This window comes from Nocardia sputorum (genome assembly GCF_027924405.1).
Classification (GTDB): Bacteria; Actinomycetota; Actinomycetes; order Mycobacteriales; family Mycobacteriaceae; genus Nocardia; species Nocardia sputorum.
This window is the reverse complement of sequence record NZ_AP026978.1, coordinates 2481882-2501257: the sequence shown is the minus strand read 5'-3', so window position 1 is coordinate 2501257 and position 19376 is coordinate 2481882. Positions and strand designations below refer to the sequence as shown.

The following is a 19376-nucleotide window of genomic DNA, read 5'->3' as shown; positions in this document are numbered from 1 at the left end:
TCAGTCTTCTCAGCTGGGTTCGGTCGAATCGGGGTGTGGCGGTGGGTGCCGAGTATGGTCGTGCCGGATCTGCTGGCCGTTGCGATAGGACATCCAGCCGGCATTGTGGCTCGCACCCAGCCAGCTGATCCGTATCGGCGACTCCTCCTCGTTGTCGACCCGCAGGACATGAGCGTTGATGGTGCCAGTGCTCGCATGGACCAGGCGCCCTGGGAACACCCTGTCGAAGACCTCGGCGAAGCCGGATACCGCATCGCCCGCTGCCGCCTTGCATGCCATCAAGACGAATGATTTCGGCGTCCCCAGGGCGGCGGCGAGCCCGGAGGCAAGCGCGGCGCCGAAGGGGTGCGCGGACTGGACGATCGAGGCGAAGGTCCTCCCGTCGACGTCGATGGTCACCCCGGATCGCAGGTTGATTTCAAAGACGTTCGCATCGGCGTGTGCACTGATGTATACCGGTCCATTCTTCCCGTTCGCATAGTCGAGGGCCCACGGCGCACGGACGTTGTCGGTGCGCGACGACCCTTCCTGCATGATTCGTTGCACCACCACACTCAAATCGTCTTCGCCGTCGCGCATTCTGGTGACCACGTTGTGGAAATTCTCCGTCCGCGCCCACAACAGCTCGTCCTCGAGATGGTCTGGCTGATGAAAACTGACGCCGATCGTGTCGCCGTGGTGATCGAGCATCGGGTTGACGAGTACATCCGCGACGAAGAACCCGACTACCCGGCCGTCACTGGTCACCGCGAAGTACGGCTCCTCACCGAAAAATCCCTCCGTCGAGCGCAACTGCTCGACCCAGTCGCCGATATCGGTGCCATTCGCCGTCTGTTCGACGAATGCCGCCCTGCCCTCGGTGGCCGGAGCGTCGTACCTCGTCGCGGCGTGGTCGGTCGCGACGGCATTCAGGTAGGACATCCACCCCGCGTTGTCGCCGGCGGCCAGCAGGCCCACCCCGCGACCACTCTCCGCATGGACATCGACATCGCCGCGAGACCCGTAGATCCGGCGGTCGGGGAAAGTCTGGTGCAGTGCGGCCGAGAACTCCTCGCACGCCGAGCCGTTCGCTACCGCACAAGCGATCATGACGACCGACCGCGACGGACCCGATGTCATTGCCGCCTGAAAGGCCGGCGACGCCTGCACGATGGCAGCGAAGGTCGTGCCGTCGACGACGATCGACCGCCCGCCGCGCGACCGGACTTCGAAACCGCGGCTGTCGGCGTGCACCGAAATGTAGAACGGACCCGGCTTGTCCTGCTGGTACTCGGCCTCCCACGGAGCCGGGACGAACCGGTCCAACCCGATTCGACTCCGGTCACCCGCGAGCGCGGCGGCGCCGGCTTCGCCCGGCCGAGTGCGAAAGACCATCCCGTGGCCGTTCGGCGCCCTCCCCCAGGTACGCAGCACCTCCAACTCGTCGGGGCCGTAGAGGAAGGTGATGCCCACCGTGCGGCCCTGGTGATCGAGGATCGGCTCCTGGACCAGATTCTTGGCGCGGAACCGTACAACGTTGTGATCCACGATGCCGGACAACTTCTTTCCACCGACCAGCTGTCCGATTACACCGAGGTGCTTCTTCCAATCGATCGGATGCGAGACGTGCGCGACCGCTGATCCGTCGGCCTCGTCGGTCGCAGGCAACTCGACGCCGAGAAGCTCGGTCTCGTCGGCGGTCTGCGCCGTTTCCGGTGACTCCGAGTGAGTTCCGACCAGGTCGTCGGCGCCCGGCGGGGCGAGCCGGTCGAGTCCGAACAGGCCGCGCGCACCCGGACCACAGATCGCGAGGGTGGCGAATTTGTTGAGATGCCGCAGTTCCACGTCCACCACCCCGTCGGCCTGGAAGGTGATCCCAGGCAGCGGAGGTTGTGCCGATCCGTTCGTGCCCCATGGATTGCGCAGCCGCAACGCCACTGGATCGCCGTCCTCATCTCGCTGCACGCCGAGTGCTGTGTAGCCGTGATTGCCCGCCAGGCCCGGGAATTGCACGGTGTCGTCGCGACCCCAGTTGCGCGTACCCAGCATCACCAGATCGCCTCGACGCAAGGCGAAGTCGACGCGTTCGGCGATGTGCCTGCCGATCTGCTGGTCCAGCTCACGGGTGCGCCAGGACGCCGCTCGGTCCACGGAATCGACGAGGCGATCGATGTTCGAAGCCCACCGCGTGCGCTGCCGCGGGCTCAACTCATGGTTCAGGAAACGCCGGAACCCCTCGGTCGAGCCGGGGTTGTCCGGCCGGATCAGCCGGTAGAACTCACGCACGGCCGCCCACACGTTGTTCCCGTTGCCGGCCACCAGTGCCAGCACCTGTGCGCGATCCACGTCGGCGCCCATCGGATTCGCCTCGCGTGCGCGATGATCGCGCACCCGGTCTTCCCACTCGCCACGCAATGCGGAGACCGCGCGAGCGAACTCGTCATCGCTGCCGGCCAGGCTGCGGAGCTCGTCGATGTCCATGCGCATCGGATGATGGAAATAGGCATCGGTGACCGCCCGGGACGGCTGGAACCGCAATCCGCCGGGCAGCGTGGCGGGCAGCATCGTCGCGGCGGTGGCGCCGGGACTGCCACCGTCGAGTCCGGCATAGCCGAATTCACCGGCGAAGACCGCGTATGCTTTCTCCAGGACCGCGGGCCACAACACCCCCTGGTCGGCGGCGTAGCGAGTGCTGTTGTCGCCGTCGACATAGAGATCCTTGGAGACCCGCACCCAAGACGCGTCACCGCTCTTGTCGAAGAACCGGACGGCGACGGAGTCACCGAGATCTATCATCATCTCGCGGAGCAAGGGCAGCGGGCTGCGGGCCAGCGCCATCATGTTGGCGGCCAGGAAGCAGTTGCCCAGCGCGCCCTGCCGCACGTCCGACACCCGGGGACCACTGATCTCCTCCCAGAGCGGATTGTTCGACCGGCGCAGCTCGGGGACGAGTGGACCGAGGATGTCGCTGTCCAGGGTGTGCCAGGTAGCGGCCTTAGGGCGCCCGAGCATCGTCCGGCTCGGATCCGGTGTCCCATCGGAATTGTGCGCGTGTTTCACCGCCACAACGGCACGCGGAGGTAGCCAGACCGGGGTGTCGCCGGACCCTTCGATTCCGATACCGGCACGGGCCAGGAAGTAGGTGGTCTCCCAGAAGAATGCGGCGGCATTCTCCTCGAACGCCTCGGCGAGCAACGTCTTACGGATCCGGATCGGACTGGCGTCGTGCTTTTGATCCAGCGGAACCAGCCCGACGTATTCGGCGCCGGTGCCGGGATGGCTGAACGTTCCCTTCACGGCGCGCCAGCCGCTGCCGACGTCGAGCCGGTGCTCGGTACCGAGTCCGTCGATCAGCACGCATCGATCGCCGCGAACGAACGCCTCGGCGGCCGGGGCGACATGCAACGGCAACGCCGCCAGGGTTTCCGTGGTCGGTGGGTGATGCTCCGCCGTCGCAGCGGGTGGGCTCGGCGCCGTTGCCGTCGAGCCGGCGTCCGGGTCGGCGAACAGCGTGGCGAATTCGTCATCACTCCACTGGATCTCGGCGGTATCGGCGAGCAAGCCCGCGCCCGGCGCCGGGTGCCGGGCATCCTCGGACATATCCTCGAGATCGGACAGTTCCTCGAGACCGGACCCGTCGCGCAGCGTGCGTCCACGCACCGCGTGGTCGAACGCGTCGTCGAACATGTTGCGGGTCAGCCACTTCCACAGTCGCGCCTCGTTCGCGGCCGCTTCTGCTGAGGTTACCGTCGGGAACACCTCGGTGGCATCCTGGTCCGAGGAGAAACGCAGCGGAGCGCTGAGCGCCCTACCGATGGTCGATCCGGAGCCGACCACGCCACTCGAAGCGGCGGCCGGGCCTGGGTAGCGAGTGGACGCGTGCACTGTTCGAGTGCCGTCGCTGTGCAATGTCACCCAACCGGCATTGCGGTCCGCCGCGAGCAGGCGATAGTCGACATTCGGCCGTGCCGGATAACGCATAGTCGACTGCCACACCGAGGTAGCGGCGGCATGAACCGGCACATGCGGGAAGTTCTGGTGCAGCGTGCTCGCGAACTTCGTTGCCGCCGATCCCTTTGCTGGTTTGCAGGCCAGCAAAACGATCGAGGTCGCCGCACCGGTGCTCAGCGGGCCTCGCAGTCCCGGTGACCTCTCGACGATCTTCGCGAACGTCGTACCGTTCACCTCGAGCGTGGTTCCGGTCCGAAGCCGGATCTCGAACGTTTTCGAACCCGCGTGGGCGGTGACGAAGACCGGTCGGTGCCCGGTCTGGATGAACTCGGCAGCCCACGGCGCGTCGACCACCTCCTGTCCGACCCTGAGGGGACCGTGGAAGGCCTGCTCCCCGGTCTGCCCCGGCTGGGTGCGCACCACCTTGTCGCGCCACTCCGTCGCGGCCGCCCAGCGTCGATTCACGTCGAGTTCCAGATCGCGGTTCTGGAAGCAGACGCCGGTCAATGCTCCGGTCGAGCCGAACATCTCGTGCGCGACGACATCGGCGTAGGTGAAATTGATCGGCAACTCGAAGGCGTTCTTGCCGTGCAGGACGTCCGGATCGTTGGATACCCGCCACGAGTTCAGATACGTGCGCCAGCCACTGCTCACCGCGGGGGCGACGAGTGCCCCGGACTCCGCGGTGGCGTCGGCCACCGTCTCCTCGGGCACCGCGCCGGTCGGCGTCCCCGTAGACCGCCCGGGTGTCCCGCTCACCGCGGCAGACGCATGCTTGATCGTGTTCTCCTGCGACACCTTCGCGCCATCGGGACCGATGGTGACCCAGCCCCGGTTGTGGTTGACGCCGAGGGTGGCGAAGGCCTTCTGCGCCTTCTTGACGCCGACCACCACCACGCCCGCACCCACGTGCACCGGGGCGGTGGGCAGCAGATCGCGCATCGCCAGCGCGAAATCGGTCGCCGCCGTCCGCTTGCCCGCCTTGCACGAGATCAGCACCAGCGACCGGTCCGTCGCCTGACCACCCGTCCGCGGCGACTCCCGGAAGTACTCGGCGGCCTTCACGATTTTGGCGTAGTCGGCACCGTCGACCCGCACCGATCGAGTCGACTCCTGCTTCGTCCCCTTCTTCCAGATGATCTCGACCATGAACCCCTCCGAGTCCGCGTGCGCGTCGATGAATACCGGACCCGGACCGTTCTGGGCATAGTCGGTCTTCCATGGCGCGTCGACGACATCCTCGCCGAATTCCGAGCGCCGCTTGGTGACCTGGTCCACGGCCTGACCGGTATCGGTCAGCACCACGCTGTCCTGTCCGGATGCCGTGCGCGCCCACTTGTTCGCCTCGCGCTGCCCCTCCGACTCGAGGACGAACGACACTCCGATCGTGGTGCCGTTCTTGTCGAGCAGCGCTCGGGTGAGTACGTCCGAGACTTCGAACTCGGTGCGCTGCTTGCTCGCGCCGCGCACGCCTTCCGCGGTGGTCGTCGTCAGGGGCGAGCTCACCGGTCGATCGAGGACTTCCCTCCATTGCCGCGCGATCGGATTGCGGCTGGAAGCCAGTGAATTCGACCCGGTGAGCTCGGTGGCGGCGGTGGTGGACGATCCGGTCGCGCCGGTGGGATAGCGGGTGCCGGCGTGCTCGACCCGGGTGCCGTCGCTGTGCAAACTCACCCATCCGGCATTGTTGTCGGCGGCGAGGTAGCGGTAACGGACAGTGGGCACGGCCGGGTTCCGCCAGTTGGAGATCCATACCGCGCTGGCGGCGGCGTGCACCGGCGCGGCCGGAAACCTCTGGTGCAGCGTCGCCGCGAAATCGGTGGCCGCCGAACCTTTCGCAGGCTCACACGCGACCAGCACGACCGAGCTCGGACCGCCGGCGGCGCGCGCGGCTTCCAGCGCCGGGGACTGCTCGACGAGCTTGGCGAATGTCGCGCCGCTCACCTCGAGCGTCGTTCCGGTTCGCAGCCGGATCTCGAAGGTGTTCGGACCAGCGTGGGCGTTGACGAAAATCGGTTCCCGGCCGACCCCGCCGTATTCGGCCGCCCACGGCGCCGCGACGACCTCGTGCCCGACCCTGGTCTGACCAGCGAAGACAGCCTTGCCGGTTTGACCGGGCCGGGTACGCACCACCTTGTCGTGCCACTGTTGCGCACCCGCCCAGCGCTCTGCCCCCTCGATCTCCGACTCCACGTGCTTGTAACCGACCCCGATCGGCGTCCCCGCCGGTCCGATCAGGTCCTGGGTCACCACGTCGGCGTAGGTGAAACCGACCGTGACACCGAGGAAGTTCTTGCCGTGCAGCGCATTCGGATCATCGGATACGCGCGCGGAGTTGAGATAGGTTTTCCATCCGCTGCTGATCGCGTGGTCCGCCTGCCCCGGCTTGTTCACTATCGGCGGGACCGTGTGCTCGAGTACCTTCCAGGGAATTCCGGCTGCACGGAGCTGATCCCGCAGGGCTGTTTCCGGCTCCCACTTGAAGACCACATGGTCGATGTCGGCACTGGTGACGCCACCGTGCACCTGCGCCTCCACATACCCCCACTTCCGGAAATCCGGATGCGTCAGGTCTCGCCGCAGACCGATATGGGCGGCCGGCAGGCCGGGCCTGCGGGGCGGGTAGACGCCGAAGGACTCCGGTGCGGGGTCCTCGAGGCTCGAAGGATAGACATTGGACTTATGCTCGATGGAATCTCCCACGCACACCGTCGTGCGGGCCCGCACCGCGGACTTCAGGACGACCACGGCGTCGCCGTAGACATTCAATCGTTCGTCGTGCAGGTCGCCGACCGGCTGTTCACCGCCGACGCGAACGTACCCGTAGACGGCCCGCTTATCGATCGGATGGTCATTCACGTCATGGCCGAACCAGCGGGCTTCGAGCAGCGCTCGGTCATTCGTTCCGGTGCCGATGTCGCCCAGATCGAATACCGTTTTGAACCGGCCATCCCGCAGTACATCCAGCAGCGATTCCTCGGAGATCCGCACGGCGATATCCTTGCCCGCGAGCGCCGTGACCAGCTCGGCCTTCATCTGTGCGCGCGCCGTCTCGAGCGAAATACCGTGCCTCTCGGCAAGTTTCGCCGTGTGCAGATCGATCCTCCCCAGCTGCATCGCGCGCGCCACAGCGATAAGGCGCTGCTCCACCGGCAGCGTCGCGAAGTGATTCTCCAACTCGTCCGCGGCCGTCCGCTGCGCCGTCGACTTGTCACGCAGTACGGCAGCGTCGCGAGTGGCTTTGATCTCGTCGGCCAGCTCCGCCAGCCGCATGCCCAGCACACGACTCTTCGGGTCCGCGAACACTACCGCCGGCGCGGGTACGTGGGTGTTGACAATCGCCGCTTCGGGGACATGGTCACGCTGGAGCGGGCCGGTCGCCCGGCGTGGCGTCACGCCGATCCGATTCGCGTCCACGGACAACCAGCCGACATTCGACCCGCCGTACAGCGTGAACTTGGTCGAGTCGAGCGGATCAGGACGCCCGTAGACGGACCCGGCGGGCAACACCGACGTTGTCCCGGCGGTGACGACATGCGCCCCCGTCGCCGTCGAGCTCACCACCACCGTGCCGTCATCGCGCGTCCGGGTGGTGAAGAGGTCAGCCACCAGTGCGCTGTCGAGCACCACCGGGCCGGAGACCGGATGTTCGATCTCGTGCACGAGGTTCTGCTGGTGCGAATAGGTCCGCACCACCGGCATCTCCTCGTTCCCGAACGCGACCAGATGCCCAGTGGTATCGGCTACGAACAGGCCCGGGAAGTCGACGACGGCCAGCGGCGCCGGCGGACCGAACTGATCGTCGCCGAACAGCTGCGGCAGTTCGGTACCGGTCAGGTCGTCGGGGAGCGAACCGGTAGCCGACTCAGAGACATCGGCATCCTGCTGACCGAGGTCCGCCCCCTGCTCGTGTATCGGCGACGGGATATCCAGGTCCCGTGCGGATGTGGGTGCTGCCACGCTCGCGGGGACGGCGGTCGGCGGCAGCACCGTGCGGCCCATCCGCCGTGCGGCGTTTTCCGCTTGCAGGTGCGACGCCGCGGCCCGCACCGCGGCCTCGGCGGCTTCGCGTTCGGCCGTCGCCGCCTGGTGCGCGTCCTTCGCGATGGTGTAGTCGCCGAGCGCCGCGTCCCGGACCGTGCGGGTTTGCACGGTGCGACGCAGGTCATCGGCATGCTCCGCGCGGTCCTTCGTGGCCAACGCCTCGTCGAGCCGGACGGTCGCGTTCTCATGGCTGGTGACCGCGTCGGTGTAGCGGATTATGGTCTGGGCGTGGTGCGGAGCGGTGGCGAACAGGGCGTCATCGGCGGCGAGGAAGTATTCGACACTGCCGTGTTGGCCGTTGCGCGCGGCGCGGTTCTCGGCCTGGATATCGATGTCACGCACATCCGACTTGCCCGAAATGCTGACATGCAGGCCACCGGCCGCGTTGACGGCATCGCTGATCTCGATATCGACGCCACGGCCGCCTTGACGGTTGATGATCAGGATCTTGCCGAGCTGACCCGCCTTGTCGAAGATCGCTTTCAGGTCGGCTTCCGCGGTGGGGCCCCGGTCGGCGAACCACCGGGCATCGACGACCTCGTGCGGAATATCCGCGAGCTTCAACCGGGCCGAGATCTCGGCGACCTCACTGTTGCGGTTGGTGATCACCAGTTCGGGCCGCGCCTGGGCACTGTGCCGACCGATGACTTTGTCGGCGATCGCATCATGCTTGGCCGATTGGTTCGGAGCCAGATTCGCCTCGAGAGTGTCCAGTTTCGATTCCGTGAAGCGCGGAACCGTGACTACCGGCTTCATCCCGTAGTTGTCGACCAGGTGGCCGGACACCCCCTCGGCCGTGCCCGAAGCGCCCGAGAGCCATTCGTACCGCTCCGCGAGCATGGTCTTGGCGGTGAGGCTTTGTGAAGACACCGAGTCGCCCCGGATCGTGATCCCGTGCTTGGCCTCGATGGCCTGCGCCAAACCGCCGTTCCACCGGCTCTCGGTCGAGGTCGCCGGATCGAACATCACCTTGTGGGTGGTTTGGTCGATGATGTAGACCTTGTCGACGCCGTCACCACCTCGGTGCACGATGTAGTGGTCGTTCTCGACGAACTCCCAGTGCGCCGAGGCGGCGGAATTCACCCGGTCGATCTGGACGGCGAGGTCGTCGGGGCTCGCGCCGGGATCCTCCTCGGCGAGCAGTCTTCTGACCTTCTCGGCGCCCTCGGCGTTGAGCTTCGCCGGGCCGCCGATCTGCCCGTCCGTCCGATCGAAGTCCGCAGGGGTCAGATCCCCGGAAGCGAGCCGATTGTCGAGGAAGTGCCGAGCCGCCATGATGCGGGAGGCGATATGCGGATCCGCGGCCAGGCTGGGGCCGTCGGAGATGATCCAGGTGGTGTCGGCGTAGTACAGCGCCTCGTCGAGTTCGTCGATGACGGCGATATCGCCGCGCATGAACTTGCCGCGGAGTTGCCCGAATGCCGCATCGTCGAGGGTGCCGATGTAGATGGTCGGCTTCGCCGGATCGAGTCCGGTCTCGTCGGCGCCGTTCGGGTTCATCCTGACCACGTTGAACACGTCCGGGCCGAGCACCCCGAGAACCTGTTTGTACAGGTTGACCGCATCGTTGGCCAGAGTGTCGCGAGTGGTGAAGACGTGCACCGAGTCACCGGCGGCGGCCTTCAGAATCGAATCGGCGAGGAAGACGAACGTCTTACCCTCGCCCGCGTCCATATTGATGGGGCCCTCGCGCATTCCCATCGTGCCCATGACCTGGGTCCAGCGCAGGATCTTGCCCGGCGCCACCTCCGCACCGTCGTCGTCGAACTTCGTTGTCCCCCGCCGGATGGTTTCGACAGCGGCGGTCACCGCGCGGTGATATTTCGCAACGCTTTCCGCGTCTCGCGCATCGTGGTGGACGCTCCCCCGCAGCGCCTCCCGCAGGTCCTCGGGTGCGGCGTTCTCCCAGTCTTCGCGCTTGTACATCCGGGTGATGTCTTCGGCTTCTCGGAGAAAGTCCCGCTGCGGCTCATCGGAGACGACACGGGTGAGCGGCTCGGTACGCGCAGTTGAATCACTCTCTGTCGCAGTCGCTTTGCCCGATGTCGGCGTCGGTTCGGCGGCCTGCGTCCAACCCTCGCGATCGGAATCGGTGTACTTGCGTCCCTGCTGGTCGTAATGGTCCAGGTCGCCGTAGATCCCGAGCTTTTCCAGCGCGGCTTTCACCCGGGTCGGCGAGGGCTGGTACGCACCTGCCCAGTCGTGCACCGCGACCATTTTCCCGTTGACGAAATGGGCTTGGAAAGCCACGTAAACGCCCGCGTTGTGGAATTGCTCGTGGTGCAGGTTCTTGCCGACGTACCAGTTGCCGTCATGGTCGCCCACCACGGTACGCATTGCGGGCGCCGACATTTCGGCCCAGCGCTGCAGAATCGGGCCCTGGCGCGGCACCTCGATCGTCGTGGCGCCCTTGCGCGGGATCGCGTCCGATTCGGGATCCGGCTTACCGTTGGATTCCGAATCGGAGGCTTTGGACCAGAGGCCGTCCTTGTCGATCGTGTACCGGTGATCGGGCAGCTCGTCGGTGTTGAACCGGAACACACCCCGGGAGTTCCGTTCGTCGTAACCGCGGACGCCGCCGCCCGCGCCCCCGCCGAAATCGTCGGAGTCGGCCGTCTTCTTCTGGCCGAAGCCAGGCCGCATCGGCAAGTCACCGTCCTGGAACGGCCGGAACAGCTCCCGGCCTTCGTGCGGGGACTTGTTGCCACGGAGCATCTGCGTTGTCTGCTCGAAGCCCAGGACTTCCCGGATGAAAGCCTTGCCACCCGGCCAGGCCGGATCGAGCAGCGATGTATCGACCAGCCGCCAGCGCAGGCCGGTGGCCTCGTCGATTCTTCCCACGAGAGCCAGGTCGTCGCTGATGCCCTTTATGCCTTTGGCGCCCGCGCGGGCCCGCGGTTCGGCCACGGGCGCGGCCGAGGTGTCGCGCGCCGGAGCCCTGTCCCCTTTGTCGCTTTGGGGTTTCGGAGCACCAGCTGGTTCCTTGACCGGTGTTGTCTTGTCGGTTGCCGCAGCCGAATTCTCGGGGTTCGGCCGGGTTCCCTGCGGAGCGTCCGAGCGGTTCGGGGACACCGAATCGGTCTCGGATTGCTCGGATTCCGCACGCGGTTGCACCGGGGACGACGGCACCTCGTCCGGCTCGAGCGCGACGGTCGAGTCGGTGTGTTTCGCTTGAATGGACTCCGGAGCACCGAGTGCGCCACCCGCCCGCGGTTGCGCGCGCACCGAGTGGTCAACGGATACGTCGCTCTTCGGTGCCGTCGTCACGTTGTCTCGGCTCACAACTTTGGTGTCCGCGACACGTTGGGCGGATGGCGACGAACTCGTGGACTTGTCCCCGCCGGGCGCGTTCGACGCCGGCTGCTGGGATGCGTTTGCCGCGTTGGGGGGCTGCGGTACGAGCAGACTGCCGTCGTGCTGCCGCGGCGCGGGCTCGGCTGTTTCGGAAGTGTGCTGCTGCGCAGTCGTTTCCGATTGTTCATGGTTCGCGGGCGCGCGACCGGTGTTCGGGGCGGAAGAGCCGTCACCACCCGATTTCGCGGACGACTGCTGCGACAGGTTGTCTTCGGCGGTGTTCTGGTGCGGTGAGCTCACGGTCGAGGTGGTCTGATCACCGCCCTGGTCGGATGCCGAGGACCCATTGCGGTGTACGGACAGCGATTCGTTCGACTGCGCGCCACTCCCTCTCCCCGCGTTGACATTCGGCGAGGCCGAAGCGCTCTCGGGCCCAGCCTCGGGCCCTGTATCCGACGCCGACGGCGGCACTTTGGTCGGTGGTGTCGATCCGGCCGGACTGCGCGGGCCGCCGACGGGATCGACGTGCACTTTGCCGCTGCCGCCTGCGCCACGCCAACGTCCCGCGCCGGAGCTGAACGCGCCCGCGGCACCGGCGCCGAGCATCCTCGGGTCCAGTTCGAATTCGCCACCGTTGATGACCTGGTTGGCGAAGCCACCGCCGATCATTCCGCCGAGACCACCGGCGCCGCCCTCGACGGCGCCGCGCATGAGCTGCTGAAACCTGCTGTCGAATTGCGAACGGGTGATCTTTCCGCCCAGGAATTGGAACAGATCACCACCGAGCTTGCCGAACATCGCGCCGAACGCACCACCCAGCGCGCCGCCCAGCGCCGCGAACCACAAATCCTTACCGTTGACACCGTCGCGATGCCCGGCCGCCATTTGTCCCAGCTGGATAAGGAGCGTCAGAATCACCTGCTGCCCCAGGGCTTTCAGCGCGGCGACGAGCATCTGCCGCAACAGCTGCTTCAAGTATTGGAAGACAATGTGGTACCACCCGATCAACGCCGCCTGAGCCGGGCCGGCGGTCGGCGGGAACAGCCACGCGAGCGCGATCTCGTAGACCAACTGGACGAGGCCGACGATGATCATGATCTTGTTCTGCTGAATCGCGCAACCGACCTGATCGCACGAATCAGCGAGCTGACCGAGCGATTTGGCGATAGCCTGCAACGAGGCCTGATCCGACTCATCGGTGAGGTTCCGCAGGGTGCGCGCCATGGCCGAACCCGCACCGGCCGACGGATACGCCGAGAGGATATCGTCCACCGCGTCTTCGATAGTCGAGACCAGACCGGTCAATCCCGCCGAGGCTTCCGACCAGGCGTCGGCGAGGGCGAACATGCCGTTCTCGCTGCCCTCCGGCCAAGCGCTGCCGGCGACCCAGCTCAACCACCGCAGGTCCTCGGGCAGGTTGATATCGGATTGCCGGACCGCATCGGGAATCGACATCACCGGCCGCCGTCTCGCAGACCGGGCCCATGCCACGGGTCGGCAGCGTCGGGCTCGGGCTCGAACTGTTCCTCGACCGGCGGCTCACGACGCTCTTGCCGCTTCTCCTTGCCGGAGACCGACTGACCACTACTACTCCCCATCGCGGGCGTCCCCGGCATCCCCGGCATCGCGGCCTGGGGCAGTACGCCCGCACGCGACTGGGCGGCGCCGATGCCACCGGCTTTCGGCACCAGCTTCTCCCCGTCATAGGCCGCCCCGAGCATCCGCGGCAGCGGCGCCGACGGAATGCCGCCACCCTTGCCGCCGGTCGCCGGACTACCGGTCTTGTCGACTGACACACCCGTTCCCGGATCGGTCGCGCGGTACGCGTTCGGACCGAGAGCACCGGGGAACGCGGGCACGCCGGGGTGTGCCGGGATGCCGCCGAGGGTCGGTCCCGGCGTCGCGAGTGCGTCGATCGGGTTCGAGGAGGAAGCCTTTACGCTCAGTGGCGCGGCAGGATCGGGAGTACTGGTGGCCGCGAGATGCGGCGTGGAAGGCATGTTCGGCCGGTTGGCATCCGGGTCACCGGTCGAGGAACCAGCGGGATCAGAACCACCGGAATTCGAGCCACCGCCGGTGGACCCACCCGAATTCTGTCCGCCTCCATTGCCGGACTGCTGGTCCTGATCACCCGGCGGCGGGCCGGACGGGTTGTTGTTTCCGGTGTTCTTCCCGAAGTTCGGATCGGAGCTGAGCGGGCCCTTGTACGGACCGGGGTCGCCACTGGCGTTCTCGTCCACGTAGTTCTTCAGGATCCACTGGGCGTACAGGTCCTCGCCCGCGGCGAATGCTCTGCCCGCCTGCTCGATTGTGGTGCCATAGTTGACCAGCAACTGTCCGAAGATCGGAATCGCTCCGGTGGCGTCCGGCCCCCGGCTCGCGTTGCCCACCAGCGCTTCGGCCGACGCCGAATAGCCCGTCGCGCCTTCGGCGAACTGTTTACCGAACTCGTCTGCGCCCCACGGATTTCCCAGCCGCTGCAAGGAGTCGCTCAGGGTGCTGAGAATGTCGAACAGACCCTTCGGCGAGCTCGGCAGGTCTGCGAGCCGCTTACCCTTGTTGATCAGATCCTGTGGATCGACCTTGATCGGGCCGCCACCGGTGTTGTAATCGGCAGGGCCGCCACTGTAGGGGTTGCCGCCGCCGTTGGAGTTCGAACCGCTGTTGGGCTTGCCGCCAGTGTTCGGGTTCCCACTGCTCGGGCGGTTGTTGCCGGGTGGACCGCCACTCGGCCCCGCACCGCCGCCTTTCGGCGCGGAGTTGCCGGAGCCACCCTTGTCCGAACCGCCTCCGGACGGTGCGGTGGGATCATCCTTTTTGCCGTCTTTGTCTTTGTCGTCCTTGTCCGTGTCCTTGCCGTCTTTTTCGTCTTTTTCGTCTTCGGGCTTGCCATCGCCGTCGAGATCCCAGGGAAGCCTGAACGATTGCCAGTCCCCCTTCAGATCCACGAACGACAACCCCGCCGGCAACCCGAATTGCCCCGACTCACCGATCAGCGAAAGGAACGGGTTGCTACCGGCGTCAGGGTTAGGTGCCACAGGGCGATCGTGCCGTCGCCCTCGTGCCGCTCGCGCGGCACGCCGACGGAGTTCACCGAACCTTCAGGCGTTCACCTGGATGTAAGGTTCGTCGCGACCGAAGCCGGAAAACCGGCCGTGACCAGACCGCACGGGTCGGCACCACCATGATGGTGGCGAGCAACGCCTGCCGGTTGCCGACCAACAACCCGAGTTTCGCACCTGGCGAGCGGCCCACCGAGCGTGTCGCCGACCGAGGCCGCCGTTGCCATCTTCATGCCGAGTGGTTGCGCGACCGCGACGATGCCTTCGTGCGCGGCGACCTTGACCGCCCCGGGTCGGTACCACGCACCGCCTGCAGATACTGGATCGTCCAGGAAGACGATGCCGAATTCCGCCGCGACCGCCGCGGAACGCGCGAACATCGCGGGCTGCGCCCGCGGATCGGCCCGCAGCAGAATGTCGTGCGGCAACTCGCCGCCACGGCGGGTGGCCGCCGCCAGTACAAGAGGACGGCGCCTGCCCCCAGCAGCACGATGACGGGAGCGGCGGTCCAACCCCAGTCGGGCGCCGATGAGCGACAGGATCAGTGCGCGCCGCCCGCGGTTCGACGGCAGCGCCGGTTGCGCCCGGATCACTCGGCCTGGACGGGTGATCTCGACTGCCATGGTGCGCTCTCAACCCGATAGCTCGGCCACCCCCGATCGGAAGCCTCGACTATCGGTGGCGATCTCGCCAGTCGGCACGGCGCCGGCCACCGCGGTCGGCATCAGCCCAAGTGATCGCGCAATGAGGTGATGGTGGCGAACAGGTCGTCCAGTTTGGGCGCCTCGGCCTGGTCGACGTCGAGCGGCGCCATCAGTTCCTTGGCCTTGCGCGCGACGTCGAGCACGGCCGCCCGCGACGCCGCGGTGACCGCGTCGGCGAGTTCCGCCGGGGTCAATTCGCCGATCGCGCCGGAAAACTTGATGTCGGTGGCGATTCCGTCGGCATTCACGGTGACGCGCACCCGCCGTCGCGCAGTGGTGCCTACACCGAGCAGTAGCGCACGTGCGGCTTGCAGATCGGCGATCTCGGCCACCTTGGCCTGAAATCCCTCGACGGCAGCATTGAAATCGTCATCCATGGTGGCGGGCCCTCTCGTCGCGCTGGAGAATTCGGTGGGGCGGCTCATCGGTCCAGAATTCGATGACCATCATTTCGCCGATCGTTCAGCGTGTTCCCCGACGGCGGAGTCAGCGGTGCCGGCGTGTGCGTCGGCAGTTGCGCCCGCAGCTCGGCCAGGCCCGCGAACAGATCCTCGGGCTTGGGCATCCGCGAACGCAGCTCGGCCGCCGGGGCCAGCAGCGTTTCCTGCGCGGCGGCCACCTTCGCGGCCGCAGCCTGCGCCGCCTGAACCGTCGCGCGGGCGATTTGGCCATAGCTGAGTGTGTTGATGTCCTCGGCGTAGTACGTCTCGATGATCGAGCCGGAAACATTGACCACGACGGTGATTCGGCCGTGTTCCACGGTGGCGGACGCGGTCAGCGCGTCGCGGGCGCCGCGCAGATCGCGCATCTGGCTCAGCGCCCGGCCCACGGCGTCGATCAGATCAGCGGCATCGGCCGCCGCGCTCGCGTTCTCCGGTCGTATCATTGTGCCGCCACCTCTGCCATCGCCGCCCGTTCATCGAATTCGACCCATAGTCCGGCGTATCGCGCCAGATACGCGATCACCGCCACGGGATCTTGCCGGCCGGCGAGATCGGGCAGCAGCACCATGAACCGGGCCGGGTCCGGGCCCTGCTCCCCTACCAGCGCGATCAGCTGCCCAGTCCGTAAACGTAGGACCAGCAACGCCTGATCGTCGTCGGGAACCTCGGCAAAGCCCGCCTTCACGGCCCACTCCAGGGCCGAGATGCCGATATCCACCCAGCCGATCAGTCTGCTCGACCCCGGCGTCGGCCAGGTGGCTGGGTCGACGGCGACCGTGACCGGGTCCGGCCAGGGCCGCCGCCGATCCAGCTCCGCCAGCAGGCGGCCGAAGAAGCCCAGGATTTCCTCCCGGTCGACGCCGCCGGCCGCCGCGACGGCGGAAGCGGGCACCGTCTGCGCCGAAACAGCGTGCGCCAGTGCGGGATAGAACTCCTCCACCGTCTCGGCATAGCTGACGCGGTCGATCAGGTCTTCGGCTGCCGCGGCGACGACCTCGGCGGCGGACAGATTCTCGACGTGGGCCATCGATGCGCAGAGCTGAACCAGCGGCGCGGACTCGTGGTCGGTGAACTCGAGCGCATCGGACGGCGCGACCGGTGCGGGCACGGGTTCGAGTGAGAAGAACGGGCGGTCGACCTCCGCCAGGGCCAGAGTGTTCGGATAGTCGTCCCCGGTATCGGGTCGATAGCGCAGGTAGAGTTCGGTTTCAGCACCGCTCAGTCCGGGCCGCTCACTATTGCCTGGTTCGCCCTCGACGAACCCGACCTCCCAGGCCAGGATCGCTGCGAGCTGCGCCGCCGACAGCAGACCGGCGGGCATCGGCTCGTCGGTAACGGTGCAATCGGCGTCAGTGGCCGTAGCGCTGACCAACATCACCCGCAGTTGTTCCGGCGGGGTCGTGCAGTGTCCGGCGGCGTCGAGGGCGTCGGATCCGACGATGACACACACCCCGCCGACAGCGACGACGACGCCGCCATCGTTTCGCCTGCCCACAATCCGCGGCATCAGCAAGTCCCCTTCGCGTTCGACTGCCCGGAAAGTACCCCGCCGACCCACGGGCGGCGACCGGGCACGATCTGGTCGCCACAGCCGTTCACCTTCTCGTCACCCGCGGACACCGGCTACGACCCGTCCGTGCGGACGACCGAATCCGACCGGGGCGCCCGGACACACCGCTGAGACCGTGGCATGCCGGAGACCGCCACGCCGGCAGGGTGCGCCCGCGTATGTGTCGAGGTGTTGATACGGGAACTCGGACCCCCGCCTGTGTGTCGCGCGGCGGCGCTCCGGTACGGAGTCGACGGGCTGATGCCAGCTGTTCGTATAATATGGACCTCGTATCACATTCCGGGTGCTGGCGGAAAGGACGAGGATGGGAACGGGCCGGGCCGGGTCGCAGCATAACCGGAAGTTGACCGTAGAGGTCAAGGATGCCTTGCGGGACTTGAACATCCAGTTGTCGTTGCTCAACCGGCGGTTCAGCGGGCGGGCGGAGCTGCGTGAGGTGGACATGACCTGCCTCGACCTGGTCAACCGGCACGGGCCGATGTCACCCACAGAGCTGTCGCGCCGGGCCGGACTGCACCCGGCCACCTTGACCGGCATCCTGGACCGCCTGCAGAAAGGCGGCTGGATTGTGCGGGAGCGCCACCCGGACGCCGCGGATCGCCGCGCGGTCACCTTGCGGGCCGTCCGCGAGCGCAATTCCGCCCTGTTCGACATATTCTCGGGCATGAACAAGCGCATGGACGAGCTGTGCCGCACCTACTCCGACGCCGAACTCGAGGTGATCGCCGATTTCCTGCGACGCACCGGCAACGCCGGGCAGCAATCGGCCGAAGAACTGGCGCTGGACAACTGACCTCGAGGAACCCGTTGCCCACGGTGACCAGGGACAAGTTGGCGTCCCGCCAGCGCGGCACTGTTACTCCGCCACCGGCGCCGGGTCTCCCCGACCGCCGCGCGGGTCGTTGGTACCTCGATCCGGACGCCGTGGACTCAGGCGGTCAGTCCCCCGTCGGCGGCGATACTCTGGCCGGTGACCCAGCGCGCGGCGGGAGAGGTCAGGAAGCCGACGACGTCGGCGATATCTTCCGGTTCGCCCAGCCGGCCCAGGGGTGTGCGAGCGATGCGTTCCGTCAGCAGTTCCCGGATGCCTTGCGTGGCATCGGTGTTGGTCGGTCCCGGAAGAACGCTGTTGACGGTGATGTGGCGTGGTCCGACCTCGCGGGCGAACGCGCGAACCAGCTGTTCGCCCGCCGCCTTGCTCGCCGCATACAGAGGCATGAACGGATCGCTGGCCCGGGTGACCGAGGAGGAGATGTACACGATGCGGCCGCCGTCGCGAATCCGCCGCGCCGCGTGCCGGAAACCGGAGAACGCCGCCTGCGAGTTGGCGGCGAATGTCCGTGCGTAGTCCTCGTCGGCCGCCGCGGCGATCGGCCCGGCAGCATACCCATAAGCGTTGTGCACGAAGATATCCAGCCCGCCGTGCCACCGTTCGGCGGTGTCGAACAACGACTCGAGCTGGGCGGGATCGGTGACGTCCGCGGGCACGACGAGGGCCTGCCCACCGGCCGCTGAGATCGTGGCGGCCACCTCCTCGGCGGCCACGGCATCGCTCTTGAAATTGACGACGACCTTCACCCCGTCAGCGGCCAGGCGCAGCGCGATCGCCCGGCCGATGCTTCGCCCGCTACCGGTAACGACGGCGACCCGCTCGGTGTGTGCCATGACATTTCCCTCCGTTGAACTGACAGCGGAAATCCGCGCATGATCGCTGGCCGACGCAGCGAGGATCGGGCCGGTCGCGGGACGGCGCTCTCCACGTCCGACGCACTCACTAGCGCAAATAATATCTGATACATATAATATCAGTCTCATATTTTCACTGAGAGTTCGGAAGTGGTGCGCTACGGGTGGCGCGGCGCCGCCGCTGCAGACCGGGATGAGCGCCCCGAGGCAGCCCCGCGTGCGCGGACGCGCGACGGAGGAGCTGGATCAACCGAGCGCGCTCGGCATCGTCGAGAGGGGCGAAGATTTCCTCCTCGAGCGCCTCGGCCTCCGCCGTCGCCGCGGCCAGCAGCGTGTGAGCAGGCTCGGTCAGGTGGACCGCGTGAGCGCGTCGATCTGCCGGATGCACGCGCCGCTGTATCAGACCCTTCTCTTCGAGCTCATCGATGAGACCGACCATCGCATTGCGGTGCACTCGCAACAGGTTGGCGAGTTCCTGTTGACTGCATCCGTCGCTCCTCGCCAGATGGGTCAAGATCCCGAAGTGGGCAGGCTCGATCCCGAGCGGGACGAGCCGCTCGGTGAACCTGTGCGAAACGTGATGCCCCAGCTGAGACAGCAGGAAGGCCCCACGATCGTCCAATGACGGATTCAGCACACGATC

9 protein-coding genes are annotated in these 19376 nt (G+C 66.9%); 1 reads left to right on the top strand and 8 read right to left on the bottom strand.

Annotation, left to right across the window (positions count from 1 at the left end; genetic code table 11):
- Positions 1-9: 9 nt before the first annotated feature.
- From QMG86_RS11505 to QMG86_RS11480, 6 genes are all read right to left on the bottom strand, one after another.
- Positions 10-12723, bottom strand: a complete 12714-nt coding sequence (locus QMG86_RS11505; protein ID WP_281879416.1) for a WXG100-like domain-containing protein — start codon at positions 12721-12723, stop codon at positions 10-12.
- Complete coding sequence (locus tag QMG86_RS11500) at positions 12723-14306, bottom strand: hypothetical protein (protein ID WP_281879415.1); 1584 nt, start codon at positions 14304-14306, stop codon at positions 12723-12725. Before QMG86_RS11500 ends, QMG86_RS11505 begins: the two co-directional genes overlap by 1 nt.
- Before the next feature lie 71 nt (positions 14307-14377).
- Positions 14378-14953 carry a hypothetical protein gene (locus tag QMG86_RS11495; protein WP_281879414.1) on the bottom strand — a complete coding sequence of 192 codons (576 nt, stop codon included), beginning with the start codon at positions 14951-14953 and terminating at the stop codon, positions 14378-14380.
- A gap of 101 nt (positions 14954-15054) precedes the next feature.
- Complete coding sequence (locus QMG86_RS11490; RefSeq protein WP_281879413.1) at positions 15055-15459, bottom strand: YbaB/EbfC family nucleoid-associated protein; 405 nt, start codon at positions 15457-15459, stop codon at positions 15055-15057.
- Positions 15456-15863, bottom strand: a complete 408-nt coding sequence (locus QMG86_RS11485) for a YbaB/EbfC family DNA-binding protein (RefSeq protein ID WP_281879412.1) — start codon at positions 15861-15863, stop codon at positions 15456-15458. The genes QMG86_RS11490 and QMG86_RS11485 overlap by 4 nt, the downstream gene beginning before the upstream one ends.
- 53 nt (positions 15864-15916) lie before the next feature.
- Complete coding sequence (locus tag QMG86_RS11480) at positions 15917-16984, bottom strand: hypothetical protein (RefSeq protein ID WP_281879411.1); 1068 nt, start codon at positions 16982-16984, stop codon at positions 15917-15919.
- 406 nt (positions 16985-17390) lie between these two features.
- Here QMG86_RS11480 and QMG86_RS11475 point away from each other — a divergent pair, with 406 nt between their 5' ends.
- Positions 17391-17840, top strand: a complete 450-nt coding sequence (locus tag QMG86_RS11475) for a MarR family winged helix-turn-helix transcriptional regulator (protein ID WP_281879410.1) — start codon at positions 17391-17393, stop codon at positions 17838-17840.
- Between the two features lie 137 nt (positions 17841-17977).
- On the opposite strand, the gene QMG86_RS11470 is transcribed toward QMG86_RS11475, so the two are convergent.
- Positions 17978-18712 (bottom strand): SDR family oxidoreductase, encoded by a 735-nt coding sequence (locus QMG86_RS11470; RefSeq protein ID WP_281879409.1) that lies wholly within the window; start codon positions 18710-18712, stop codon positions 17978-17980.
- A 154-nt stretch (positions 18713-18866) separates the two neighbouring features.
- Complete coding sequence (locus QMG86_RS11465; RefSeq protein WP_281879408.1) at positions 18867-19370, bottom strand: MarR family winged helix-turn-helix transcriptional regulator; 504 nt, start codon at positions 19368-19370, stop codon at positions 18867-18869.
- Between the last annotated feature and the right edge of the window lie 6 nt (positions 19371-19376).

Coding starts and splice junctions, on each gene's coding strand:
- QMG86_RS11505 (WP_281879416.1), bottom strand. CDS start 12,723: ATGTCGATTCCCGATGCGGTCCGGCAATCCGATATCAACCTGCCCGAG.
- QMG86_RS11495 (WP_281879414.1), bottom strand. CDS start 14,953: ATGGCAGTCGAGATCACCCGTCCAGGCCGAGTGATCCGGGCGCAACCG.
- QMG86_RS11490 (WP_281879413.1), bottom strand. CDS start 15,459: ATGAGCCGCCCCACCGAATTCTCCAGCGCGACGAGAGGGCCCGCCACC.
- QMG86_RS11480 (WP_281879411.1), bottom strand. CDS start 16,984: ATGCCGCGGATTGTGGGCAGGCGAAACGATGGCGGCGTCGTCGTCGCT.
- QMG86_RS11470 (WP_281879409.1), bottom strand. CDS start 18,712: ATGGCACACACCGAGCGGGTCGCCGTCGTTACCGGTAGCGGGCGAAGC.